This is a genomic window from Streptomyces sp. NPDC002055 (assembly GCF_040296705.1).
Lineage (GTDB): Bacteria > Actinomycetota > Actinomycetes > Streptomycetales > Streptomycetaceae > Streptomyces.
The window spans coordinates 116,262-139,166 of the sequence record NZ_JBEOXS010000010.1 but is presented as its reverse complement, the minus strand read 5'-3'; the positions used below and the strand labels follow the sequence as shown (position 1 = coordinate 139,166).

Annotated in this window: 20 protein-coding genes; 9 read left to right on the top strand and 11 right to left on the bottom strand. The window is 74.8% G+C overall.

Translation table 11 applies throughout. The features are described from left to right. Positions 1-374: 374 nt before the first annotated feature. Positions 375-1,610: an MFS transporter gene (locus ABT112_RS08590; RefSeq protein ID WP_351507020.1), complete on the bottom strand. Its 1,236-nt coding sequence runs from the start codon at positions 1,608-1,610 to the stop codon at positions 375-377. Between the two features lie 23 nt (positions 1,611-1,633). On the opposite strand from ABT112_RS08590, the gene ABT112_RS08585 reads away from it, so the two are divergent. Continuing rightward, complete coding sequence (locus tag ABT112_RS08585; protein ID WP_502975287.1) at positions 1,634-2,854, top strand: ROK family protein; 1,221 nt, start codon at positions 1,634-1,636, stop codon at positions 2,852-2,854. Between the two features lie 520 nt (positions 2,855-3,374). After that, positions 3,375-3,680: an SHOCT domain-containing protein gene (locus tag ABT112_RS08580; protein WP_351507016.1), complete on the top strand. Its 306-nt coding sequence runs from the start codon at positions 3,375-3,377 to the stop codon at positions 3,678-3,680. 279 nt (positions 3,681-3,959) lie between these two features. Here ABT112_RS08580 and ABT112_RS08575 read toward each other — a convergent pair whose 3' ends face one another. Further along, positions 3,960-4,502, bottom strand: a complete 543-nt coding sequence (locus tag ABT112_RS08575) for an ATP-binding protein (protein ID WP_351507014.1) — start codon at positions 4,500-4,502, stop codon at positions 3,960-3,962. A 153-nt stretch (positions 4,503-4,655) separates the two neighbouring features. After that, positions 4,656-4,985 carry a hypothetical protein gene (locus tag ABT112_RS08570; RefSeq protein ID WP_351507012.1) on the bottom strand — a complete coding sequence of 110 codons (330 nt, stop codon included), beginning with the start codon at positions 4,983-4,985 and terminating at the stop codon, positions 4,656-4,658. A gap of 149 nt (positions 4,986-5,134) precedes the next feature. Between ABT112_RS08570 and cds1 the strand changes: the two genes are divergently transcribed. Beyond that, positions 5,135-6,280: an L-cysteine desulfhydrase Cds1 gene (gene cds1 / locus ABT112_RS08565; protein ID WP_502975284.1), complete on the top strand. Its 1,146-nt coding sequence runs from the start codon at positions 5,135-5,137 to the stop codon at positions 6,278-6,280. Positions 6,281-6,347: 67 nt separating this feature from the next. Here cds1 and ABT112_RS08560 read toward each other — a convergent pair whose 3' ends face one another. Beyond that, positions 6,348-6,830 carry an SRPBCC family protein gene (locus ABT112_RS08560; protein WP_351507008.1) on the bottom strand — a complete coding sequence of 161 codons (483 nt, stop codon included), beginning with the start codon at positions 6,828-6,830 and terminating at the stop codon, positions 6,348-6,350. Positions 6,831-6,894: 64 nt separating this feature from the next. Further along, positions 6,895-7,737, bottom strand: coding sequence for a DeoR/GlpR family DNA-binding transcription regulator (locus ABT112_RS08555; protein WP_351507006.1), 843 nt, complete (start codon positions 7,735-7,737; stop codon positions 6,895-6,897). 218 nt (positions 7,738-7,955) lie between these two features. Here ABT112_RS08555 and ABT112_RS08550 point away from each other — a divergent pair, with 218 nt between their 5' ends. Next, positions 7,956-10,331, top strand: coding sequence for a hypothetical protein (locus tag ABT112_RS08550; protein ID WP_502975283.1), 2,376 nt, complete (start codon positions 7,956-7,958; stop codon positions 10,329-10,331). A gap of 56 nt (positions 10,332-10,387) precedes the next feature. Here ABT112_RS08550 and ABT112_RS08545 read toward each other — a convergent pair whose 3' ends face one another. From ABT112_RS08545 to ABT112_RS08530, 4 genes are all read right to left on the bottom strand, one after another. Continuing rightward, entirely contained in the window at positions 10,388-12,841 is a 2,454-nt protein-coding gene (locus ABT112_RS08545; protein WP_351507004.1) for a right-handed parallel beta-helix repeat-containing protein, read from the bottom strand. Positions 12,842-12,936: 95 nt separating this feature from the next. Then, positions 12,937-13,539 (bottom strand): Rv1733c family protein, encoded by a 603-nt coding sequence (locus ABT112_RS08540; RefSeq protein ID WP_502975286.1) that lies wholly within the window; start codon positions 13,537-13,539, stop codon positions 12,937-12,939. A gap of 90 nt (positions 13,540-13,629) precedes the next feature. Next, positions 13,630-14,454: an MOSC domain-containing protein gene (locus ABT112_RS08535; protein WP_351507000.1), complete on the bottom strand. Its 825-nt coding sequence runs from the start codon at positions 14,452-14,454 to the stop codon at positions 13,630-13,632. Positions 14,455-14,514: 60 nt separating this feature from the next. Further along, complete coding sequence (locus tag ABT112_RS08530; protein ID WP_351506998.1) at positions 14,515-14,967, bottom strand: DUF6643 family protein; 453 nt, start codon at positions 14,965-14,967, stop codon at positions 14,515-14,517. Between the two features lie 296 nt (positions 14,968-15,263). Between ABT112_RS08530 and ABT112_RS08525 the strand changes: the two genes are divergently transcribed. Further along, entirely contained in the window at positions 15,264-16,598 is a 1,335-nt protein-coding gene (locus tag ABT112_RS08525) for a TerD family protein (protein ID WP_502975285.1), read from the top strand. Between the two features lie 4 nt (positions 16,599-16,602). Here the strand turns inward: ABT112_RS08525 and ABT112_RS08520 are convergent, their stop codons facing one another. Next, positions 16,603-17,928 (bottom strand): glycosyltransferase, encoded by a 1,326-nt coding sequence (locus ABT112_RS08520; RefSeq protein ID WP_502975282.1) that lies wholly within the window; start codon positions 17,926-17,928, stop codon positions 16,603-16,605. Between the two features lie 313 nt (positions 17,929-18,241). On the opposite strand from ABT112_RS08520, the gene ABT112_RS08515 reads away from it, so the two are divergent. Together ABT112_RS08515 and ABT112_RS08510 are read left to right on the top strand one after the other, a co-directional pair. After that, positions 18,242-19,030 (top strand): glutamate racemase, encoded by a 789-nt coding sequence (locus tag ABT112_RS08515; RefSeq protein ID WP_351506994.1) that lies wholly within the window; start codon positions 18,242-18,244, stop codon positions 19,028-19,030. Positions 19,031-19,245: 215 nt separating this feature from the next. After that, positions 19,246-19,809 (top strand): hypothetical protein, encoded by a 564-nt coding sequence (locus ABT112_RS08510; protein ID WP_351506992.1) that lies wholly within the window; start codon positions 19,246-19,248, stop codon positions 19,807-19,809. Between the two features lie 148 nt (positions 19,810-19,957). Here ABT112_RS08510 and ABT112_RS08505 read toward each other — a convergent pair whose 3' ends face one another. Next, the gene (locus ABT112_RS08505; protein ID WP_351506990.1) at positions 19,958-21,034 is read right to left on the bottom strand and encodes an O-antigen ligase family protein; all 1,077 of its coding nucleotides are present in this window, start codon (positions 21,032-21,034) and stop codon (positions 19,958-19,960) included. A gap of 210 nt (positions 21,035-21,244) precedes the next feature. Between ABT112_RS08505 and ABT112_RS08500 the strand changes: the two genes are divergently transcribed. Both ABT112_RS08500 and ABT112_RS08495 read left to right on the top strand, forming a co-directional pair. Further along, a complete protein-coding gene (locus ABT112_RS08500) occupies positions 21,245-21,724 on the top strand; it encodes an NUDIX hydrolase (protein WP_351506987.1) in 480 nt (159 codons plus the stop codon). Positions 21,725-22,107: 383 nt separating this feature from the next. Continuing rightward, positions 22,108-22,329, top strand: coding sequence for a CsbD family protein (locus ABT112_RS08495; protein ID WP_351506985.1), 222 nt, complete (start codon positions 22,108-22,110; stop codon positions 22,327-22,329). The last annotated feature ends 576 nt before the right edge of the window (positions 22,330-22,905 follow it).

Below are 22,905 nucleotides of genomic sequence, written 5' to 3'. Positions count from 1 at the left end.
TGCTCGTCCGCCGGTGCCCGTCCGTCGGTGCCGCCGGTGCCCTCGCGCGGCCGGGCGCGCGGAGAGCGGCCGGGCACGCGGAGAGCCGTTCCCGGCCCGGCCCGGGTGCCGTCACGGCAGCGGCCCGGGCCGACGAGGTCGGGCGCGGGTCCGGTGATGTCCGCACGCGGGTGAGGTCATCGCCCGGGACCTGGCCGGGCGGCTCCGCGAGGTGCGGCGGAGCCACGACCGCCGTCCGGCCACGGTCACCCGGAGCCGGACGCACGGGCCGTCCGGGTCACCCGGAGCCGGACGCACGGGCCGTCCGGGTCACCCGGAGCCGGACGCACGGGCCGTCCGGGTCGCCCCGAGCCGGGACCCACGGACCGTCCGGGTCACCCCGAGCGTGCCCCCGCCGTGTCCCGGACGGCCCAGGCGACCAGCGCCGCCACGGCGGAGAGCGCCGCGACCGTGGTCAGGGCGACGGGCAGGGAAGAACGGTCCGCGAGCAGCCCGATGGCGGGCGGGCCCAGCAGTATCCCGCCGTACCCGAGGGTGGAGGCCGTGGCGACACCGCTCGGGCCGGCCAGCTCCCCGGCGCGCCCGATGGCGACGGGGAAGATGTTGGACAGCCCCAGACCGGTGACCGTGAAGCCGACGAGGGCGACGGGCAGGCTCGGTGCGAGGGCGCCGAGGAGCATGCCGACCGTGGCGGTCGCCCCGCCCGCGACCAGCGCCCGGGTCTGCCCGAGGCGTTCGAGCAGCGCCGTCCCGGTGAGCCGGCCCACGGTCATGGCGAGGGCGAAGACGGAGTAGCCCGCGGCGGCGAGCCCGGCGTGCGCGCCGAGATCCTCTTCGAGGTGGAGCGCGCTCCAGTCGGCGAGGGCCCCTTCGCCGTACGCCGTGCACAGAGCGATCAGCCCGAGGAACACCACCGCCCTGCGGTGCCCTCCCGCGGGCCGGGCCGCGGCGCGGTCCATCCCGGTCCTGCGCGGCCCGCGTTCCCCGGAATCCGGCGCCGGTGTCGTGAGCAGGACCCGGCCCGCGAGAGCGGTGATGAGGAGTCCGCAGGCGGCGAGCAGCAGCAGATGCCGGGTGACGGTCAACTGCCCGGCCAGCAGCCCGCCCAGCCCCGCGCCGAGCATGCCGCCGAGGCTGAAGGCGGCGTGGAAACTCGGCATGACGGGCCGGCGCAGCGCGGCGACCAGATCGATGGCGGCGCTGTTCATGGCCACGTTGATCGCGCCGTACGCCGTGCCGAAGACGAGCAGCACCAGGCCGAGGACCAGGGGCGAACCGGCCAGGGGAGGCAGCGCGATGCCCACCGAGAACAGCAGCCCGGTCACCACGGTGACGGGGTGGTTGCCGAACCGGGTGCACAGCCGTCCGGTGACCGTCATGGTGGCGACGGCACCGGCCGACACGCCCAGCAGGGCGAGTCCGAGGTCGCCCGTGGAGGCACCGGTCTGCTGCTTGATGGCGGGGATCCGGACCACCCAGCCGGCGAAGAGCAGACCGTCCAGAGCGAAGAAGGCGGTGAGGGCGATGCGGAGGCGTCGGAGGGCGGGATCCGCGGTATTTCCGCGCCGTCCGCCGGAAAGGGCCGTCCGTGTTTTGTTTAAGTTCGGCACAAAGTCAGAATAGAGGGGTGACCCTGACTCGGACAACACGCCTGGAGAGAGGCCGCAGTGCCCTCGGACCGGCCCTGGAGCTCGTACACACCGGCCGTGCGCCCACCCGCGCCGTCCTGACCTCGGAACTCGGCGTCACCCGCGCGACCGCGGGCGCCGTCGCGGCCGAACTGGAAGCGCTCGGACTGATCCAGGTCGACTCCCGCCCGACCGCCGCGGCCGGCTCGCAGGGCCGTCCGTCCCACCGGCTCGCGGTCGACCCCGCCGGGCCCGTGGTGCTCGCCGCCCAGGTGCACGCCGACGGCTTCCGCGCCGCGCTCGTCGGGCTCGGCGGCCGGATCGTCGCCACCGCGCCCGGCTGCATGACCGTCCCCGCCGACCCGGCACATGTGCTGGCCGCCGTGGTCGACGCCGGGGCGGAGCTGCTGCGGGAGACCGGCCGCCGCTGCCTGGGGGCGGGGCTGGCGGTGCCGTCCGCCGTCGCGGAGCCCGAGGGCACCGCCCTCAACCCGCTCCACGTCGCCTGGCCGGCCGGCGCGCCGGTCCGGGACATCTTCGCCGAACGGGTGCGGGATGCCGGCATCCTCGCGACGGCCGGCTCCGGCGTCACCGTCTTCGCGGGCAACGACGTCAACCTCGCCGCCCTCGCCGAACACCGGCACGGAGCGGGCCGCGGTGCCCGGGACCTGCTGTGCGTGGCCACCGGTCACCGGGGCGTCGGCGGGGCGCTGGTCCTCGACGGACGCCTGCACAGCGGCAGTTCGGGCCTCGCCCTGGAGGTCGGCCATCTGACCGTCAACCCGAAGGGCAGGACCTGCCACTGCGGAAGCCGCGGCTGCCTGGACATCGAGGCCGACCCCCTCGCCTTCCTCACCGCGGCGGGTCGGGACCCGGGGCCCGAGGTGTCGCTGCTCCAGCAGGCCCGGGACCTGCTCCGCGACGAGCGCGAGTCGCCCTCGGTGCGCACGGCCGTCCAGGTGCTCATCGACCGGCTCGGCCTGGGCCTCGCGGGGCTGGTGAACATCCTCAACCCGGACCGCGTCATCCTCGGCGGCCTCCACCGCGAGCTGCTGGCGGCCGACCCCGAGCGGCTGCGCGCCGTGGTGGCGGAGCGCAGCCTGTGGGGGCAGAGCGGCAGCGTTCCGCTCCTAGCCTGCTCGCTCGACCACAACAGCCTGGTGGGAGCGGCCGAACTGGCCTGGCAGCCGGTGCTGGACGATCCGCTGTCGGTGCTGCCCCAGTAGCGTTCGGCCCGGTCGGTCGGTCCGAACGGAGCGGCCCGGGTGCGCTGTCCGGACACAGCGCACCCAGCCGCACGCTCCGCCGCCGCTGCGGCTCCGGCGGGCCGGGACACGGGGGCCCGGACGGCGGGACTGGGACACGAGGCCCGGACACGGCGGCCGGGACGGGCCGACGGCCGGTGCGCAGCTGTGCCCGGTGTCAGCTGCGCCCGGGGTCAGCTGACACCGGCGTCCGTTCCCGCGCCCGTGGGTGGCGGTGGTGGCGGTCGTGGTGGTGGTGAGATTCGGCAGGCAGCGGCGTGTGCGCACCAGTCGGTACAGCAGCGGCGTGCGGCCCGGTCCGGGGCGCCGTCGCAGGCGGCGGGGCGTGCCGTACGCCGGAGGGCGCTCCCCGGCGCTCCTGCGCACCCCGCCCTACTCCCGGGGAAGCAGGTCAGGAGCCGACCGGTGCACGACGACGCGGACCCCCTCCCGCGGTGAGTCTCGACGTATCGAGAGAACCGCACGGAGGAGCTGAGCCACCATGAACACACTTGCCGATATCGCCTACGACGGTCCCGGCCCCGGCCCGTGGATCCTGTTCTTCCCGCTGGTCTGGGCGGCCGTCGTGGCCGGAGCCGTCGTCCTGCTGCGCCGCACCGTCCTGCGCGGCCGCCGCCTCGGCCGCGGATACGGGCCGTGGCAGCCGCGGCCTGCCCACGACGAGAACTCGCCGCTGCACCTGCTCGGACGGCGGTTCGCGGCGGGGGAGATCGACGAGGACGAGTACTGGCGCCGACTCTCCGTCCTGGACGAGGAGTTCGGCCGTCGCAGGGACGCAACGGGATGACCGCCCCGGCCGCTGTGCCGTCGGTGCCCTGCCGTGGTGTGGACGGGACCGCGGACACCGTGACCCGTCACGGCGCGCGGGCCCCAGTGGTCACGTGGCCGCCCCGGTACGCACGAGCGGTGCCGGGGCGGACGGCCTGATCCTCACGGGCCGGCGCCCCGCGCGCCGGGAAGCGCGGCCCGTCCTGCGCGGTCCGTGCCCGTCCGACGAGCCCTGCGGCGGGCCGTCGTCACCGCGACGCGGCGGGTGCCGCCCGCCGCGTCTGGGACCCCCGCCCGGTCAGCCCACGACGGTCGGCCGGGCCCGGGTCCCCTCCAGGCACACGGCCGCCACCGTCACGGGGTCCACGGCACCCCGGGCGGCCGGGGCGGGGGCGTTCAGGGAGTACGGGGCCACGGGGCGGGCCGGGGCCGCCGGCACCGCGGGAACGGGCGCCGGCAGCGAGAACCAGACCACCTTGCCCCCGTCGTCGTGCGGCCGCACCCCCCAGCTCTCGCTGACCGAGGCGACCAGCGCCAGGCCCCGCCCGCAGGTGGCGGCGAGGTCGGCGCCCCGCAGGCTCGGCACCCGCGGGTCGTTGTCCCGCACCGAGACGGTGAGCCGGTCCAGGAAGAACGCGATCTCGATGCTGCACTGCTTGTCCGGCTCGGCGTGCCGGTGGACATTGGTGAGCAGCTCGGTGACCCCGAGGGCCGCCGCGTCGATCAGGGGATCGAGATGCCAGTAGCGCAACTGCGCCGACAGGATTCTGCGGACCTGGCCGATCCGCGACGGCAGGGCCTGGAGCTCCACCGCGCAGTGCCTGCTGGGCTTACTGATCACGGACGACTCCCTGATGAGGTTCGGAAGACGAAGAACGCATTCAGTGCTGGCTGATGCTGTGCCCGGTCGGCCGGTGCGTCACCGCCGGTGAACCCTCAGTCACGTCCCACCAGAGTGAACCCGGCAGGGCCCCCGCGCAACTCGCGCAACGGTTCAACTCCGCGCCGCGTGCCCGCCCGCCGTCCGCACCGCGTCGAGGAACCGGTGCGCCGACGGCGGCCCCGCCTCGCCCGGTGCGGGGTCCTGCTCGCTGAGCGTCAGCAGATACCGGGTGCCGTTGACGGTGGCCAGCGCGCGGTCGCGGGTGGCGAACCACGGCTTGCCCGCCCGCACCAGATGCACCGGTGCGCTGTCGATCTCACTGCCGTAGCTGGTCAGCAGGGTCAGCCTGCCGTCGCGGATGAGTACCTGGCCCGCGCTGGTGAGCTGACGCAGCCAGCGCCCGATCCGGACCCCCGTCGCGGTGAACTCCTGCTCTGCCATGCCGCACCGTCCCCTTGGCGAAGAATGCGCCGTCCGCGCCCCCATTGTCCCCTCTCCTGCGCAGTCTGCCCGCGCCGGGGCCGGTGCGCCAGTGTCCCCCCTCTATGATGCGCAGGACCTGGCCGCACCGCTGCCGACCAGGGAAGATCATGAGGAGCGCGCCGGTGGGCACCACGGACCAGGGGCGGACCGGAAAGCCGGTCGCGACTGTCGACATCGACCGCAGCGACCCGGAGTACCGGGCCTGGCTGAAGGAGGCCGTCCGCCGTGTGCAGGCGGACGCCAACCGGTCCGCCGACACCCATCTGCTGCAGTTCCCGCTGCCGGAGCAGTGGGGCATCGACCTGTACCTGAAGGACGAATCCACCCACCCCACCGGCAGTCTGAAGCACCGTCTGGCGCGCTCGCTCTTCCTCTACGGCCTCTGCAACGGCTGGATCCGCCCCGGCCGGCCGGTGATCGAGGCGTCCAGCGGTTCCACGGCGGTCTCCGAGGCGTACTTCGCGAAGCTGATCGGGGTGCCGTTCATCGCGGTGATGCCGCGCACCACCAGCCGGGAGAAGACCCGGCTCATCGAGTTCCACGGCGGCCGGTGCCATCTGGTGGACGAGCCCGGGACGGTCTACGAGGTCTCGGCCCGCCTGGCGGCGGAGACCGGCGGTCACTACATGGACCAGTTCACCTACGCCGAGCGGGCCACCGACTGGCGCGGCAACAACAACATCGCCGAGTCGATCTACCAGCAGATGCGCCGCGAGCGGTACCCCGAACCGGCCTGGATCGTCGCGACCGCCGGCACCGGCGGCACCTCGGCGACCATCGCCCGCTATGTGCGCTACATGCAGTACGACACCCTCGTCTGCGTGCCGGACCCGGAGAACTCCTGCTTCTTCGAGGGGTGGACGACCGGGGACCCGGGGGTGTCCAGCGACTCCGGCTCACGGATCGAGGGCATCGGCCGTCCGCGGATGGAACCGAGCTTCGTGCCCGGCGCGATCGACCGGATGATGAAGGTGCCGGACGCGGCCTCCGTCGCCGCGGTGCGGGCCCTGGAACGGGCCATCGGCCGGCGCGCGGGCGGTTCCACCGGCACCGGCCTGTGGAGCGCGTTGAAGATCGTCTCGGAGATGGTGGCCGAGGGGCGCACCGGCAGTGTGGTCACCCTGATCTGCGACCCGGGCGACCGCTACCTCGACAAGTACTACTCCGACGCCTGGCTGTCGTCCGAGGGCCTGGACATCACCCCGTACAGCGCGGCGATCGACTCCTTCCTCGCCACCGGCGTCTGGCCCTGAGCGGCCGGGGCGCGTCCGACGCGGGCGGGCCCGGGCCGGGCCCGCCGCCGCCCCGTCCGCAGGCGGCCTACGCCGCGCTGCCCGCCATGAGCCGCCGGTCGAGGGTGCGCACAGCGGTGCGGAAGGCGTGGCCCAGCCCGGGCCGGAGCAGCCGCAGGGCGAACCGGAGCGGAGCGGGGCCGTCGGCGGCGAACGTCCACTGCACCCGCGTGCCCGCCCCGTCCGCGGTCAGCCGCCACTCCTCCAGCAGGGCGCCCAGGGCGGGGGCGTTGGTCGCGTCGACCCGGTACGCATAGCGGTCCGGGGCCTCCGCGGCCATGACCGTCTCGGCGAAGCGGACACCGCCCCGCAGCCGGACCTCCCGGCCCCGGCCGCCGTCCGTCGGCCGGACCGCGGCCACGGCACGGAACCACCGCGGCCAGCCGGTGACGTCCTCCGCGAGCGCCCGGTGCACCGCCTCGGGCGGCGCGGCCGCGCCGGTGCGGAAGACCAGCCGCACCGGGGCGGTGCGCACGAAGTCGAGGTCCACGGGACGGAGTCGGCGGGCCATGGGGCCTGCACCTCCAGCGGTGTCTGCCGTTCGGACGGGGGCGGACACCATAGCGGCCGGACCGTCAGATGTCTTCGGTCCCGGACTCGCCCGCGACCACCAGCTGCGGCAGATGCTCGGAGATCTCCGCCCGGGCCGCGGCCGGCAGCCCCGCGTCCGTCACCATCGCGTCGACGTCGTCCAGCGAGGCGAACGAACTCAGCCCCACCGTCCCCCACTTGGTGTGATCGGCCACCACCACGACCCGGCGCGCCGAACGGACGAACCGGCGGTTCGTCTCCGCCTCGGCGAGATTCGGCGTCGACAGCCCGGCCTCCACCGATATCCCGTGCACCCCGAGGAACAGCACATCGAAGTGGAGCGAGCGGATGGCCTGGTCGGCGACCGGCCCCACCAGCGAGTCCGACGGGGTGCGGACCCCGCCCGTCAGCACCACCGTCGCCGGACCCGGCCGCTGCGCCGCCCCGCCGTGCGAGGCCGCGCGCTGCGCGGTGTGGAAGACGTCCGCCACCCGCACGGAGTTGGTCACCACCGTCAGATCCGGTACGTCCAGCAGATGGTGGGCCAGCGCGAACGTGGTCGTCCCCCCGGACAGGGCGATGGCGCTGCCCGGGGCCACCAGCGGCGCCGCGGCCCGCGCGATGTCCTCCTTGGCGCTCTGCTCCAGGCCCGACTTCGCCTCGAAACCCGGCTCGTGGGTGCTCGCCTCGGCGACCGGCACCGCGCCGCCGTGCACCTTCTCCAACGCACCCTGCCGGGCGAGGGTGTCCAGGTCCCGACGGACCGTCATGTCCGAGACATTGAGCTTCCGGGTCAGCTCGTTGACCCGGACCCCGCCCCGCCGCCGCACCTCGTCGAGGATCAGGGCCCGCCGCTGTTCCGCGAGGAGATTCTGGTTGTCGCTCACCCCGGCCCGTCCCTTCCGACCGTTGATCGTTCCGGCCCGCTCGCCATCATCCTCCCATGGGCCTGCGACAACCGTGCAGGCGAGCGCCCTTGTGCCCACCCGTGCTCCCGTGCGCCGGTCCGTCGCATCACGATCCGGCCTCTCCTGACGTTCGCAGGGGTGCGCCCGCCCCGCCTCCGCAGGATCCTGTAACGCACTCGACGACTCGGGGAGTGGCGATGGCGTCGGCCATGGAGAAGGAATCCGGCGTGCCCACGAGCGCCCCGGCAACGGCACCGGACACCGGGGGAGAACTGGCCCTCGAACTCCTGGTGCACGGCGTCGGAGGCACCACACCGCAGGCGATGCTCGACGACCCCCGGACCGTCCGCGTCACTGGGGACGACACCGCCGGCATCCACCGGCGGTGCGACGACGCGGACGCCGAGCGCCGCCCCCAGGACTACCGCGACCGGCCCGTCCCCGAGGCGTACTGCTGGTGCAACCTGACCTCCGGCAACGGCGCCCGCGCCCTGTGGCTCGTCCTGCTGCCCTTCATGGTGGCCAACCTGGCGCACTGGATGCGGCCCGCCGCCACCGGCCGCCCCCGCGCCTTACGCGCCTACGGCGTGCTCGTCCGACTGCTCGCCCTCAGCCTGACCGTGCTGCTGGTCGCCGCCGCCTGCGAGGTGGCCCTCGACCTCACCGCCTGGCAGTGCGCCGGCTCCCCGGCCTGCGCCCGCGACAAGTCCTGGCTGGGATTCCTCTCCCCGGAGCACGGCGGCTGGTGGGCCCAGCCGGGGCGGCGCCTGGCCCTCGCCGCGCTGGTCCCCGCCCTGCTGACCGGACTGCTCTGGTGGCTCTCCCACCGCACCTGGAGCGCCTACGAGTCGCAGCCCCCGCTGCGCCGCCCCACCGACGAGGACGGTCCCGAGGCGGCGGCGCGCCCCGCCCTGCGGCTGCCCGGCTTCTGGTACGGCCGCCGGCTGGTCGCCCGGCTGCGCGCCGCCCACACCGCGGCCGGATTCCTGACCGTGGCCGCCGCTCTCACCGCCGCAGCCACCCGCCACGACCGCAGACCCGGCGGCAGCGGCTGGCTGGACGCCCTCGGCTGGCTGCTCTACGGCACCCTCGTCGCGGGCGGCGTCTTCGTGGTCTGGGTCGTGGCCGGCCGGGGCCGCAGCGAGCGCGAGCCCGACGACCGGCTGGACCGGGCCGTCGTCCGCGCCCTGCCCGGGACCGCCCTCGCCGTCCTCGCCGCCGCGGCACTGCACGCCGCCTGGTCGCGGCCCGACTGGACCTCCCGGGGGCTGCTGCCCGGCGACGAGACCTTCGGGGTGATCGCCCTCGGCCAGGGCGCCCTCGTCCTCGCCATCGGAGCCACCGCCTGGTGGCTGGCCCGCAGCCGTCCCGAGCACCGCACGGTCCTCGGCGGCCTCGGCGGGGCCGCGGTCGCCACGCTGGCCTGCGCCCTCGGCGGCGTCATGTCCGGCGGCGTCGCCCAGCGGGTCGCCGACTGGCTGGACGGCCCGGGCACTCCCGGCATGGACGGCGGCCCGATCGACGGCCCGCCCGTGCTGCTCTCCTGGCAGGCCGCGGTCATTCCGCTGCTGCTCGTCGTCCTGCTGGTGATCGCGGCCCACTTCGGCAACCGGACGTGGCGCACCCGGCGCCGGGAGATCCGGCTCATGCCCGAGGCGTACCCCGGTGAACCGCCGGACACCTCCCGCACCCGCCGGATCGCCGGGACCGTCGCCCGTGCCCGGCTCACCGACTGCGCCCCGTGGTTCGTCGGCACCATCGCCGTGGTGACCCTGCTGTTCGGCGGTGCCGCGGTCCTGGGCGCCTGGGTGACCGGCGAGGTGCCCGGGGAGGCCGCCGAGAACGCCCCCGGGCCGCTGGCCGCCGGCGCGCAGGCGGCCCAGGCGCTCGGATCCTGGCTGATCGGCGGGCTGTTCATCCTGTTCATCGCCGCCGGCCGGCAGGCCTACCGGGACGCCTCCGCCCGCCGCACCATCGGGATCCTCTGGGACGTCGGCACCTTCTGGCCCCGTGCCGCCCACCCCTTCGCGCCCCCGTGCTATGCCGAGCGGGCCGTGCCCGACCTCACCTGGCGCATGTCCACCTGGACCGAGCGGACGGGCGGCCGCCTGGTGATCTCCGGGCACTCGCAGGGCAGCGTGCTGGCCGCCGCGGCCGTCTGGCAGCTCGACCCGCGCACCCGGCGCCGGGTGGCCCTGCTGACGTACGGCTCCCCGCTGGAACGGCTCTACGGACGCTGGTTCCCCGCCTACTTCGGCCCCGGGCCGCTGCGCGCCCTCCACCGCGAAGTGCACTGCTGGCGCAATCTGTGGCGCCGCACCGACCCCATCGGGGGCCCGGTCCTGCCGCTCGGCGGCACGGACCCGGAGGTCGACCGCGGGCCGCTGCGCGACCCCCTCGTCTACGGCCGCACCGCCGAACACCCGCTGCCCGCACCGATCCTGGGCCACTCCGACTACCAGGCCGACCCGGCCTTCGCCGTCGAACGCGGCGGGCTGCTGGCCCGCCTCCCGGGCGTCCCGGAGCAACGCCCCGGGCCCGGCGCGGAGCCGGCCTGCCCGCCCAAGGCTTAAGGGGGGGCCTTACGCGATGAGCGTGCGACCCGGGGCGGGCATCGTGCAAGGACACCTCAGGGCGACAGCTCGGGCAGGTCCTCCCGGTAGAGCAGGGTGAGTTCGTCCGTGCTGGGGTCCGCGAGCTGGGCGACCCGGCTCGCGTGCCGCTCCACCATCGCCTCGAACGTCTGCCGCGCCGTGCGGCCGTTGCCGAACGCCGGCCCCTTGGGGATCAGGGTGAAGTACTTGAGCAGCGCCTCCGCGGCGCCCTCCCCGATGCGGTACTCGTGCTCCTCGGCCTGCTGCTCCACGATGTGCAGCAGCTCCTCCGGGGCGTAGTCGCCGAAGGTGATGGTGCGGGAGAAGCGCGAGGCCACACCGGGGTTGACGGACAGGAAGCGCTCCATCTCCGCGGTGTAGCCGGCGACGATCACCACCACCGCCTCCCGGTGGTCCTCCATCAGCTTCACCAGCGTGTCGATCGCCTCGCGGCCGAAGTCCCGCCCCGAGTCCTCGGGCGAGAGCGCGTAGGCCTCGTCGATGAACAGCACCCCGCCGCGCGCCCGGTCGAACGCCTCCTGGGTGCGGATGGCGGTGGAGCCGATGTGCTCGCCCACCAGGTCGACCCGCGACACCTCGACCAGGTGGCCGCGCTCCAGCACCCCGAGCGAGGCGAGGATCTCCCCGTACAGCCGGGCGACCGTGGTCTTGCCGGTGCCCGGGGAGCCGGTGAAGACCAGGTGCCGGCGCACGGACGCGGCCTTCAGACCGGCCTGCTGCCGCCGTCGGCCGACCTCGATCATGTCGGTGAGCGCCCGCACCTCGCGCTTGACGCTGTCCAGGCCCACCAGCGCGTCGAGTTCGCCGAGCACCGCGGTGGACGGCCGGGCCGGCTCGGGGGCCGGCTCGGCGGGAGCGGCGGCCGGGGCCGGCTGCGCGGGCACCGTGCCGAGCAGGCCGGTGGTGGCGGTCGCGGTCTGCACCGCCGGTGCGGTGAGAGCGCCGGCCGCCGCCGGAGTGCGGCGCTCGGTGCTCTCGTCGCTGGTGCAGTCCTCGCAGACGGGCCCTCCGGTGCGGCCGTCGCCCGAGGCGGCGCTCTGGTCGGAGAACTCGTAGCCGCCGCGCGCACAGCGCTCGGTGCGGCAGCGGGTGAGGGTGGTGCGGCAGCCGTCGATGATGTGGAACCCGTAGCCGCTGCTGCCCGTCACCCGGCAGCCGGTGAACGTGCCCCGGCCCTCGGCGGACACGTAGAACCCGGCCTCCGTCGGGGAGGTGACGGTGCACCGCTCCACGGTCGGGTCCGCGCCTTTGGTGACGATGACACCGGTGGCCACGGCGTCGACGGTGCAGTTGGCCAGGGTGCCGCCGCTGCCGTGGTCGCGGAACCAGGCGCCGGTCGCGGCCTCCCGGATCCGGCAGTCGTCGAGCTGGGCGGTGGCCCCGTCGCTCACCGACACCGCGGTGTTGCGGACCTGCGCGATGTCGCTGTCGACCACATCGGCCCGGGAGCCCCGGTCGAGTACGAACAGCGCGTCCGGCACGTCGTGCACCCGGCAGGAGTCCAGCACCGCGACCGCGCCGTCGCTCACCCACACCGCCGGGTAGTCGCCGGTGCTGTCGTGGATCTCGCACTGGTGGGCGTCGACCCGGGTCCCCGGATCCCAGACCGACAGCCCGTTGCGCCCGAACCGCCGCACCGTGCTGCGGGTGAGCGTGAGCACCGAACGGGAGCGCAGGTCGACGGCGTTCTCCGGGATGTCGTGGAGGGTGCAGTCGGACAGCGTGAGGACGGCGTCGGTGTCGAGGGTGATCCCGTCCGTCGACGTGCGGTGCACGGTGCAGTCGGTGAGGTGGCCGGTGGCGCGCGAGGTGATGTGCACCCCGGTGCCCTTGATCTCGTACACCTCGCAGCCGATGGCCTCCAGCGAGCTGTTCTCCCCGGTCAGCGAGAGGCCCGCACCGGAGCAGTGGTGGATCCGGCAGCGCTCCAGCCGGGGGTGCGCGCCGCCCCGCACGGCCACTCCGGCCTGGCCGGCGCAGACCACCTCGCAGTCCTCGAAGACCCCGCCCGAGCCCTCGACGGCGCCGATGCCGATGCCGCCGGGGTTGTCGATCGTGCAGCCGCGCACCACCGGGCGGGAGCCGCCGCGCACCTCGATGCCCACGGCCGAGCGGGTGACCACCCGCAGCGCGGTCAGCTCGGGGGTGCCGTCCTCGATCAGCAGCGCGGGCGCGGCGGAGTCCTGGCCCTCGATGTGCAGGTCCTGGAGGATCGCGGAGGCGCGTACGGTGAGGGCGACACCGTCCGGCGGCGCGATCCGGACAGCGCCGCGGGAGCCCTCGGGGCCGCGCAGGGTGACGGCCCGCGTCACGACCAGGTTCTCCCGGTACGTGCCCGCGGCGACGGTCAGCACATCGCCGTCACCGGCGGCGTCCAGGGCCGCGCCGAGGGAGGCGTACTCGCCTGTGCGGCGCCGCCACCGCGAAGTGCCGGTGTGCGTCACCTGGACCGTGCCCTGTGGTGCCATGCTGCTGACGTGCCCCCACCTCGTGCGTGTGCTTCATCGCGTACGGCTGTATCGGCGCTCCACCGTAGCGTGTGCGGGACGGGGCAGTTGACCGCTCAGCGGCCTGTGCCGGTCCTGCCCCAGTCCTGACCGGCTCGTTCCCACGCCTGGTCCCACCGGGTGTACCGCCGATGCATGAGACGCCATACGACGAGCCGTCGCGCGGCCTCCACCAGAGCCGCCGTGGCGGCCGCGGCGCCGGCTCCGGCGAGCACCGCGTGCGAGGTGGCCGTGGACAGGTCCATCGGCCGGGGGACGATGCGTCCGCGGGCGTCCGTCCACAGCCGGAACCGGTCGCCGGGCGTGACCGACCGGGGGGAGATCGACGGGCCGGTCCGGACCCTGCCGTCGGGGGCGCGCCAGGTGGCCACCACCCGGTGGTGCGCGTCGCGGGCCGAGGAGGTCTCCGGGTCGGGGTCGATCGGCGGGTGCGGAACCCGGCGCACCACGGTCGCCGTCACCAGATGACGCGCCTGGCGCTGGTCCTGCACCCACTGCGCCAGTCTGTCGTGCACACCGGTGCCCACGGCCACCCCGGCCGCGGGGGCCCCGAGGACGATCAGCACGGCCGCCAGCAGCGCGGCCCAGGTCTCGGCGGTGTCGGTCCTCCGGCGCAGCGGGTTCCGCCGCCAGCGCCAGAGGCCGGATATCACGCGCACGGTCATGCACCCCCTTCCGTGTCTGTCAGGCCCGCACACCCCACGGCAGGTGTACGGGAAGTCCAACGGAGAACGCCATCACCCGCCCTGTTACCCGGTCACCTCCACCGGATCACCGATCCGGATCGTCCCCGTGTGCTCCGGGACCAGGTTCTGGCCGAAGATCAGCTGGTCGCCGATGCGCCGGTGGCGGGCGAGCGTGCGCAGGGGTTCCTTGCCGCGGTCGCCGGTCCGCTGGTCGGTCGTGGTCATCACACAGCGGCCACAGGGCTTGGCGACGCGGAACGTCACCTCGCCGACCCGCACCCGGGACCAGCCGTCCTCCGCCCAGGGAGCGGTGCCGTCCACCACGACGCTGGGCCGGAAGCGGTTCATCGGCAGTGGGCCCTCGTCGGGGTGGTCGCCCTGTGCGATGAGGGAGTTGAGCGCGTCCAGCGATGCCGTGGTGGTCAGCAGCAGCGGGAACCCGTCGGCGAAGCTCACGGTCTCACCGGGCCGCCCGTACTCGGGGTCCACCGGGCGCCGGCGGGCCGGGTCGTCCAGATGCACCAGGCGAGCGTCGGTGCCCAGGTGGCTGCTGAACCACTCACCCGCGGCCGCGGCGGCGGGCACCGCCTTCACCGTGTCGCGCCAGACCTCCACAGCGGTCGGCGCGACGGGCTCCGGCACCTCCACCGTCAGCGGCTCCATGCCCGGAGCGGTGAGCCGGACGCCCCCGCCCGGCAGTGGCTCGGCGGCCACCAAGGCCAGGCGCGGGTAGGCCCGTTGCGTGATGAAGCGGTCGGCGGTGTCGACCAGCATCCACCTGCGGTCCCCGGCGAGCCCCCACGGCTCCACGGCCGCCTCGTCGGGGTTGCAGCCCGCCACCGACTTGACCGGGTAGACGTGGACCGCTCGGAGTACTGGATTCGGCATGAGTCCAGTCTGCCAGCAGGATCGGACAAATGACCGATCGGTGGGGCCGTTCGGGGCAGGTCAGTAACCGCGCCCCTGATACGGGCGGCCGTACTGGTCCTCGTACGGCGAGGGAGCGGGCCGGGGAGCCGCCGGGCGCGGCGCGGCGGGACGCATCTGGTCGTAGCCGTTCCCGCCCGCCGGGGTCTGGTACTGCTGCGGCCCCGGATACCCGCGCGGCGCCCCCGCCTGCTGCGGAATGTACGGCGCCGGGGCGCTCTGCAGCGGCTGGGGCTGCGGAGCGGCGGCCGGATAGCCGTAGGACGGCGCCTGCTGCGAGGGGCCGGAGGGCAGCGCGGGCAGCGCCGACGGGAGGGCGGGCAACGAGCTTCCGCTGTCGTAGGCGGAAGGCACCCGGATCGGGGCGATCTGCGGGGTTCCCCGCTCTGCGACGAGGCTGTCGTAGATCGGAGTGTCCGGGAAGGAAGGCGCGGAGTAGTAACCGCCGCCATAGGTGGAGCGGGGGGAGGTCATGCTCCATAAGTTAAGCCCACGATGTGCTGATTGGGGAGACCGATCAGAGGGTTGTTTCACGAGTTCGGAGCGCGGATGGATCATCAATGGGGATGAACTCGCGGAAAACGGGCTTCTTGTCGCGTTGAGATCCTGTAAAGGCCTTGCGCCCGACGGGTTACCGCGGGTTGGAGGAGGTATGGAAAGGGCTTGCTGCCGCCCGGCGCCGTACCGCACACGAACCGGCGGGCATAGGTTGTTCCCGGACATCACGGAGGCCGGACGTCCGGCACGGCGGCGAGGGGGAGAGCATGACGATGCGCAAGGGTGCGAACGTTCCGGTTCCGGCCGCGGCGGTGCGGGTCGAACTGGGCTGGCGCGCCGGGCCGGGCGTGCCCGACGCGGACGCCTCGGCGCTGCTGCTCCAGGGCTCGGGCAAGGTCCGCTCCGACGCCGACTTCGTCTTCTACAACCAGCCGGCGCACACCTCCGGCGCGGTGCGGCACGAGGGCAAGCGCACCTCCGGGGAGGCGGTGACCGACACGCTCTCCGTCGACCTCGGCGCGGTCGAACCCGCCGTCGAGACCGTCGTCCTGGCCGCCTCCGCGGACGGCGGCGGCTTCGGCCGGGTGCCGGGGCTGCACATCCGGGTGCTCGACGCGGCGAACGGCACCGAGCTGGCACGGTTCGACAGCGCCGACGCCACGGTGGAGACGGCCTTCGTCCTCGGTGAGCTGTACCGCCGGCAGGGGGCCTGGAAGTTCCGTGCCGTGGGGCAGGGCTACGGCTCCGGACTGGCCGGGCTGGCCACGGACTTCGGGATCTCGGTGGACGACCCCGCGCCCCGGCGCGCGGCGCCGGCGCCCGCCGCGCCGTCCGCCGCCTCAGCGCCCGCGCCCGCCGCCGCGCCCGCGCCTGCTCCGGCGCCCGCCGCCGCGCCCCTCCCTCCGGTACAGCCCGCGCCCGCCGCTGGGGTGCCCGCCCCTGCCGCCGCCCCGCCCGCCGCGCCGGTGCGCCTCAGCAAGGTCACGCTGACCAAGGACGCCCCGGCCGTGTCGCTGACCAAGCAGGGCGGCACCTCGGGCGCGCTGCGGGTGAACCTCAACTGGGAGGTGCGCAAGCAGTTCAAGGGCTGGGGGAACAAGCTCGGCAGGGCCATGGCCCTGCACGCCGACCTCGACCTCGACCTGTGCGCGCTGTACGAGCTCACCGACGGCAGCAAGGGCGTCGTCCAGGCCCTGGGGAACTCCTTCGGATCGCTGCACCACCCGCCGTTCGTCCACCTCGACGGCGACGACCGGACCGGAGCCACGGCGTCCGGCGAGAATCTGACCGTCAGCCTCGACCACAAGGACCGGTTCCGGCGCATCCTGATCTTCGTCACGGTCTACGAGGGCGCGCGCAGTTTCGCCGACCTCCACGCCACCGTCACGCTGCAGCCGCAGCACGGCGCGCCGGTCGACTTCTCCCTCGACGAGTGCACCGTCCCCTCCACCGTCTGCGCCTTGGCGCTCATCACCAACACCGGCGGCGGCGAACTGGTCGTCCGGCGCGAGGCCCGCTACCTCGTCCCCGAGCGCGGGGTCAGCCCGCAGCGCACCGTCGACCGGGCCTACGGCTGGGGCATGAACTGGACCCCCGGCCGCAAGTGACGCCTCACGGCCCCGCGCCCTCCTCGGCGGCGCCGGTCCTGGCGGGTGCGTCCGGTGTTCCGGGCCGGGCGGGGGCGTCCGCGGGCCGGGCGGCGGTGTCCGTCGCTCCGGGCCGGGCGGGGGCGGCCACGGCGTCGGCGCGCGCGGGTGCCTCCGGGGTGCCGGTCCGGCCGGGCGCCGGATACGTCCGCCCCTTCCAGGCCGCGCCGCGCCCCCGGTGGTGCTGCACCGCCGAGTCGACGGTCATCAGCAGATAGAGCGCGGCGGTGAACGGAAGCAGCGGTGCGTACCAGGGCGGTTGGCCGTAGCAGCGGAGCATCGGCAGATAGCTGCCCGCCATGACCGCCCACGCCCCCGCTCCGGCCACCGCCGCCACCTGGTTCCCGGACAGCGCTCCGCCGACGGCCGCGGCCGGCGGGGCCAGGTACACCACGGCCAGCCCGCCGACCGTGCCCGCCAGCAGCAGGGGGCTGTGGCGCAGTTGGGCGTAGGCGCTGCGCGACACCATCCGCCACAGCTCGCCCAGCCGCGGATACGGCCGCACGCTGGCCACCGGGCCGGCGAGGCCCAGCCAGATCCGGCCACCGCCGCTCTTCACCGCCCGCGCCAGTGCCACATCGTCGATGACGGACTCCCGGATGCTCTCCGGGATCCCCGCCCGCGCGGCGGCGGCGTCCCGCAGCAGCACACAGCCGCCCGCGGCCGCCGCCGTCCGCGCCCCCGGCCGGGCCACCCGGCGGAACGGGTAGAGCTGGGCGAAGAAGTAGACGAACGCCGGGACGACCAGCCGCTCCCAGAACGTCACCACCCGCAGCCGCGCCATCTGGGACACCAGATCCAGCCCGGCGCCGTGCGCGGCGGCCACCAGCTCCCGCAGGCTGTCCCGGGCGTGCCGGATGTCGGCGTCCGTCAGCAGCAGGTACTCCGGCGCGGGGGTGCGGGTGCGGGCCAGGGCGATGCCGTGGCGCAGCGCCCACAGCTTTCCGGTCCACCCCGGCCCCGGCTCACCGGGGGAGGACACCGTCAGCCGCGGGCCCCCGGCCGCCGCGGCGAGTTGCCGGGCCAGATCTCCGGTGCCGTCCGTGCTGCCGTCGTCGACGAGGAAGATCTCCACCGGGCCCGGATAGTCCTGGGCGAGCAGCGAGCCGAGGCTCGTCGGCAGGACCGCGGCCTCGTCCCGGGCGGGCACGATCACCGCCACGGCCGGCCACCGCGCGGGAGCCTCCCGCTCCGGCAGTCGCACGTCGGTGCGCCAGAACCACGCACGGCCCAGAAGCAGCCACATCCACACCGCGAGCGACCCCACGGCGACCCAGCTCAGCGCGCTCACCCGGGCAGTCTGCCGGACCGTGCGGGGCGGCAGGGCGCGGCACCACGGCGGGTCGCCCCTTTTGCCCCCGACTGCTGTCCCCCCGACCGCTGTCCCGCCGGTCGTTCCCCGCTCGGCGGGGCCGGTTCGGCGGCCATCTTCCCGTCGTCCGGTTCCCGCAGCCGGTTCGCGCTCTCGGGTTCCCGCTCTCCGGTTCCCGTTGTCCGGCGCCGGGCGGCGGCCGAGCCGTCCCGCCTCCTACGGGACGGTGCGGGGCGGGCCCGACGAAGGTCCGCGGCGTTGCCCCGATCGGCCCATCGCTTAAGGTTGCCGGGTGAAGATCGCGCTCATGGACTCCGGTATCGGGCTTCTGGCGGCCGCCGCCGCGGTGCGCCGGCTGCGCCCCGACGCCGCACTCGTGCTGTCCTCCGACCCTGATGGCATGCCATGGGGCCCCAGAACTCCGGAATATGTCACCGAGCACGCCCTGGCCTGTGCGGAGGCCGCCGCCGCCCACCGGCCCGACGCGCTGATCGTCGCCTGCAACACCGCGAGCGTCCACACCCTGCCCGCGCTCCGCGCGGCACTGGAGCCCGGGCTGCCCGTGATCGGCACCGTGCCCGCCGTAAAGCCCGCGGCGGCCGGCGGCGGACCGGTGGCCATCTGGGCCACCCCGGCCACCACCGGAAGCCCCTACCAGCGCGATCTGATCGCGGAGTTCGCCGACGGCGTGGCGACCACCGGCGTGCCCTGCCCGGGCCTCGCCGACGCCGTGCAGCGCGGCGACGAGGAGGCGATCGACGCCGCCATCGCCGCGGCGGCCGCCCTCACCCCCCGCGACGTAGGGGCCGTCGTCCTCGGCTGTACCCACTACGAGCTGGTCGCCGAGCGCATCCGGGAGGCGGTGCAGCAGCCGTCCGGGCCCGCGATCGCGCTGCACGGCTCCGCCGATGCCGTCGCCGCGCAGGCCCTGCGCCGGATCGGTGCCCAGCCGGCGCCCGCCGCGGACCCGTCCGACGACCTGACGGTGATCCTCAGCGGCCGCGAGACCACCCTGCCCGAGGTCGCCCTGACCTACGCCGAAGGCCGGCTCCTCGCGGCCATGAGCCCCGCCGTGGGCTGACTGCCCCACGGACCGCCCGGCGCCTGCCGCGCCGAGGACGTCGCCCGCCGCCGCCGACGGCCACGTCCTGTCGCGCAGGCCCGGATCCGCAGTCCCGCGGAGGTGTCGGCGGTCGGCGGGTGGCGGGCTCCTGCGCGGAAGCACTGCGGCGTGTGCGCCGTGGAGCGGACCGGACACGCTCTGCTGTCGCGGGGGAACGCGAGTACGCTCGCTTCATGAGGGACGACCTCCACCACGACGATCCGGGCGGCCCGGCCGAGCCCGTCCCCGCGGTGTGGACCGGGCGCGCGACCAACCGCGCGCAGTGGCCGCTCGCCGTCCTCGGCGTCGGCTGCATGGCCCTGGGCGTGGAACTCGCCGTCGAGGCCCCCTGGACGTCCGGCATCGTGCCGCTGCTCATGTCGGTGATCGGCTGCCTCGCCGTGGGCCTGCTGGTGCTCTACGGCACGCTCGCCTTCGTCCACGTCCATGTGCGGATCGAGGACGAGGTCCTGGAGGTCCGGTGCGGCCACGTCGGTCTGCCGCGCCGTCGCATCGCGCTGGAGAACGTTGTCGGCGCCGAGTACGTGCCCCGGGTGACCCCGCACGAGTGGGGTGGCTGGGGCTGCCGGTGGCGCCCCGAGATGGGCACCGCCGTGGTCGTCCGCCGGGGCGAGGGCCTGCTGCTCCGGATGGGGGACGGCCGCCGGTTCACGGTCACGGTCGACGAGGCCGAGGCCGCGGTCCGGGTGATCCACGACCGGCTGCGCAGGATGACGACGACCCACGACCCCGCCTGACCCTCGACCTGCTGGGCCTGGGCCGACCTGCGCGACCGGCCCCTGACGGCTCCTGAGCCGGGCGCCTCCGCGTACCGCCGCCGGGCCGTACCGCACACCCGATCCGTACCGGGCAGCCCGCCCCTGAACCGCCCCCGGCCGGCGTCCGTCAGGGAGGAAAGGCGCCCTGCACCCGGGGCCAGGAGCCCGTGGCGGGGGCCGCCACGCCGCTGCTCTCGCCGAGCGGACGGGCCGCGGCGAGGCCCGCGAGCAGCCCCGCCGCCGCCGTCACCTGCACAAAGCTCAACGCATTGCTGGCCACCGACAGCAGGGCCAGCACCGTCAGCGCCGCCCCCGCCGTGAGGGCGACCCCGGTCGACCGCTCCGACCGCCACAGCGAATGGAGCACCCAGCCGTAGGCCGCGCCCAGCAGCAGCACCCCGGGAACCCCCTGCTCCGCGGCCTGCTTCAGCACCGCCGAGTGGGGCTTGCCGTCCGAGTTCGCCGTCTGCTGCACCGTGGTGCTGAGGTCGCCGAACCGGTCGGGGCCGGCGCCCAGCACCGGATGGTCCTCGGCGAGCCCGACCGCGTCCTGCCACAGCAGCATCCGGTGTTCGGTCAGGCGCACCTCGGCCCGGGTCACCAGTCCGTCGGGGAGCCGGCCCTCCGCGAGCGCCCACGAACCGCCGGCCGCACAGGCCACCAGCACGGCCGCCCCGGCGAGGGCAGGCAGCCGGTGCCGGGCCGCCCCCGCCGCCAGCGAACAGACCAGGACCAGCAGCGCCGCCACGCAGCCCGCCACCGAGCCGAGAACCAGCGCCACCCCGGCGACGGCCAGCGCCATCAGCCGCAGCGACAGCCGCAGCGCGGGCCTGCGGGTGGCCCAGGCGGCGCAGCACGCGGCGCCCGCGGCCAGCGCCAGCTGGGCGGCGGTGGCACCGGTGTGTCCGGGAGCGGGCCCCACGGCCGGGCCGGGCAGGTCGTACGGGGTGCCGGCCGCCAGGGCCACCCCGGCGAGCGCGGCGGCGACCGGGGCGGCGACCGGGAGCAGCGCTCCGCCGATCCGCCCGCAGGCGTATCCCGCCGCCACCGCGAGCAGCGCGAGCAGCATGCCCTCCGGGCGGGACTCACGGCCGGCCGCGGTGATCAGGGCCCAGGCCGCGCAGCACCCCAGGACGACGACACCGGTCACATCGGCGGTGCTGCCGCGCTCCCGCGCGGCGGGTTCAGCGACAGACGGTGCCATCCCGTCGACCCCCCAGTTCTGACGGGCACCGCTCGCGGCACTACGGGTGCCGAGCGGGCACATGGTCGGCCCACCGTATCCGCTGGGACGCCGGGCTGTGGAGCCCTGTGCAGGAGCAATGCGGCGACGGCGGGGCGGAGCGCGGGGTGACGTCGCCGGGCGCCGCCGGGGTGCCGGGCTCAAGATCGGGACGACCGTTAGGCTCGTCGCATGGCAACGCCCGACTTCATCCTCGCCCTGCGCGAAACCGCCGGCCACCAGCTCCTCTGGCTCCCCGGCGTCAGTGCCATCGTCTTCGACGACGACGAGCGCGTGCTGCTCGGCAAGCGCGCCGACACCGGCCGCTGGTCCATCATCGGCGGCATCTGCGAACCGGGCGAGCAGCCCGCCCGCACCGCCGTGCGCGAGGTCTTCGAGGAGACGGCGGTGGAGTGCGTACCAGAGCGGGTCGTGCTCGTCCAGGCCATGGACCCGATGGAGTACGCCAACGGCGACCGGTGCCAGTTCATGGACGTCACGCTGCGCTGCCGCGCGGTCGGAGGCGAGGCCCGGGTCAACGACGACGAGTCGCTGGACGTGGGCTGGTTCTCCCTGGACAGCCTGCCCGAGCTGGAGGACTTCGCGCTGATGCGGATCAAGCAGGCTCTGGGGGACGGGCCTGCCTGGTTCGACCCTGCCGTCGGAGAGTGACCGTTCCTGTGGCTGCCGTTCCTGTGGCTGCCGTCCCTCCGGCTGACGGGCCCCGCCGCTGACCGGATTTCCGTCCCGGATCGCTGCGGCCCGTGTGGTCGACGCCTTTGTCCGGTCGCCCGGCCTGCCGTCCGCCCTGCCTGCCGTCCGTCCGCCCTGCCTGGTGTCGTGTGTTCCGCGGTCCTGCCGGGACGGTCGGCGTGCCCGCGTTCCGTGAGCCGTGAGCCGTCGGCATCCGTCGATGTCGCAGGTCGTGGGGGCTGCGCGGGCCCGGTGACAGAGGGCCGAGCCGGCCGGTGACCGGTGTCCGAGGTGCGAACCCGTGGTGCCTGCGGCAGCGTGGACGACGGACATCAGCATCCGCCGACAGGAGGGCGGCTCCCATGAGAGAGCGGACCGGCGGCGGCCGTCACGGCCCCGCGGACAAGTGGAAGGGCAAGGCCAAGGAGATGGTCGGCAAGGTCACCGGCGACGAACGTCTCCGGGGCGAGGGCCGGGCCGACCAGGTGAAGGGCAGGGCCCGGGAGGCGATGCACGACGTCAAGGAGAACCTGGCCGGTGCCAGGGAGTCCCTGAAGGACAGGAACCGGCGCAGGAAGGGCTGAGCGATCGGTGCCGGTACCGCCCGCGCGACCCGTGACGGCGAGCTGTGCGGGTCCGCGGGCGGTGTCGGCCGGCGCCTCTCGCCCCGTGGATCGCGCAATTCTTTGGTGCTCGTCGGATTTCGGGGCGGAATGCGTCGATGCCACGGGCGGTGGCGGCTGCGATTTCCCCGGGAATGCCACGTGCCGTGTCGATCCGTCGACGCCTGGGAATGAGTCGACGCCTGGGAATGACCGGTGCGGTATTCCCCGGGGCGGGAGTACGGGCGGAGTCCGCGAAGCAGGAGTGGCTCGGTGCCTTCCCGGCTGTTGCCCGCGCTCCCGGTGGAAGAGGGTGCAACCCCGGCGGTGAACAGTGCCTGCCCTCCGGGCTGTTCGGACGGGGTGCCGGACGGGGATGGTGTTTGTCGCGCCGCACGGTGCGCGGGGGAAATAGACGTTCGGGCCGCGGCGGCGAAAGGTTCCCGGAGCGGACGAGCCGATGGAGGAACAGCGGGGAAAGGAAGTGGAGATGGCGGAGGATCCGGCGGCCGACACGGAAGGGGAATCGTCGGTTGCCGGTAATCGGAGTTGGATACT

What these genes read in the sequence shown, in the direction of transcription:
- ABT112_RS08580 (WP_351507016.1), top strand. Translation starts at nt 3,375, where the DNA reads ATGAACACACTTGCCGATATCGCCTACGACGGTCCCGGCCCCGGCCCG.
- ABT112_RS08570 (WP_351507012.1), bottom strand. Translation starts at nt 4,985, where the DNA reads ATGGCAGAGCAGGAGTTCACCGCGACGGGGGTCCGGATCGGGCGCTGG.
- cds1 (WP_502975284.1), top strand. Translation starts at nt 5,135, where the DNA reads ATGAGGAGCGCGCCGGTGGGCACCACGGACCAGGGGCGGACCGGAAAG.
- ABT112_RS08560 (WP_351507008.1), bottom strand. Translation starts at nt 6,830, where the DNA reads ATGGCCCGCCGACTCCGTCCCGTGGACCTCGACTTCGTGCGCACCGCC.
- ABT112_RS08550 (WP_502975283.1), top strand. Translation starts at nt 7,956, where the DNA reads ATGGCGTCGGCCATGGAGAAGGAATCCGGCGTGCCCACGAGCGCCCCG.
- ABT112_RS08545 (WP_351507004.1), bottom strand. Translation starts at nt 12,841, where the DNA reads ATGGCACCACAGGGCACGGTCCAGGTGACGCACACCGGCACTTCGCGG.
- ABT112_RS08535 (WP_351507000.1), bottom strand. Translation starts at nt 14,454, where the DNA reads ATGCCGAATCCAGTACTCCGAGCGGTCCACGTCTACCCGGTCAAGTCG.
- ABT112_RS08530 (WP_351506998.1), bottom strand. Translation starts at nt 14,967, where the DNA reads ATGACCTCCCCCCGCTCCACCTATGGCGGCGGTTACTACTCCGCGCCT.
- ABT112_RS08525 (WP_502975285.1), top strand. Translation starts at nt 15,264, where the DNA reads ATGCGCAAGGGTGCGAACGTTCCGGTTCCGGCCGCGGCGGTGCGGGTC.
- ABT112_RS08510 (WP_351506992.1), top strand. Translation starts at nt 19,246, where the DNA reads ATGAGGGACGACCTCCACCACGACGATCCGGGCGGCCCGGCCGAGCCC.
- ABT112_RS08505 (WP_351506990.1), bottom strand. Translation starts at nt 21,034, where the DNA reads ATGGCACCGTCTGTCGCTGAACCCGCCGCGCGGGAGCGCGGCAGCACC.
- ABT112_RS08500 (WP_351506987.1), top strand. Translation starts at nt 21,245, where the DNA reads ATGGCAACGCCCGACTTCATCCTCGCCCTGCGCGAAACCGCCGGCCAC.
- ABT112_RS08495 (WP_351506985.1), top strand. Translation starts at nt 22,108, where the DNA reads ATGAGAGAGCGGACCGGCGGCGGCCGTCACGGCCCCGCGGACAAGTGG.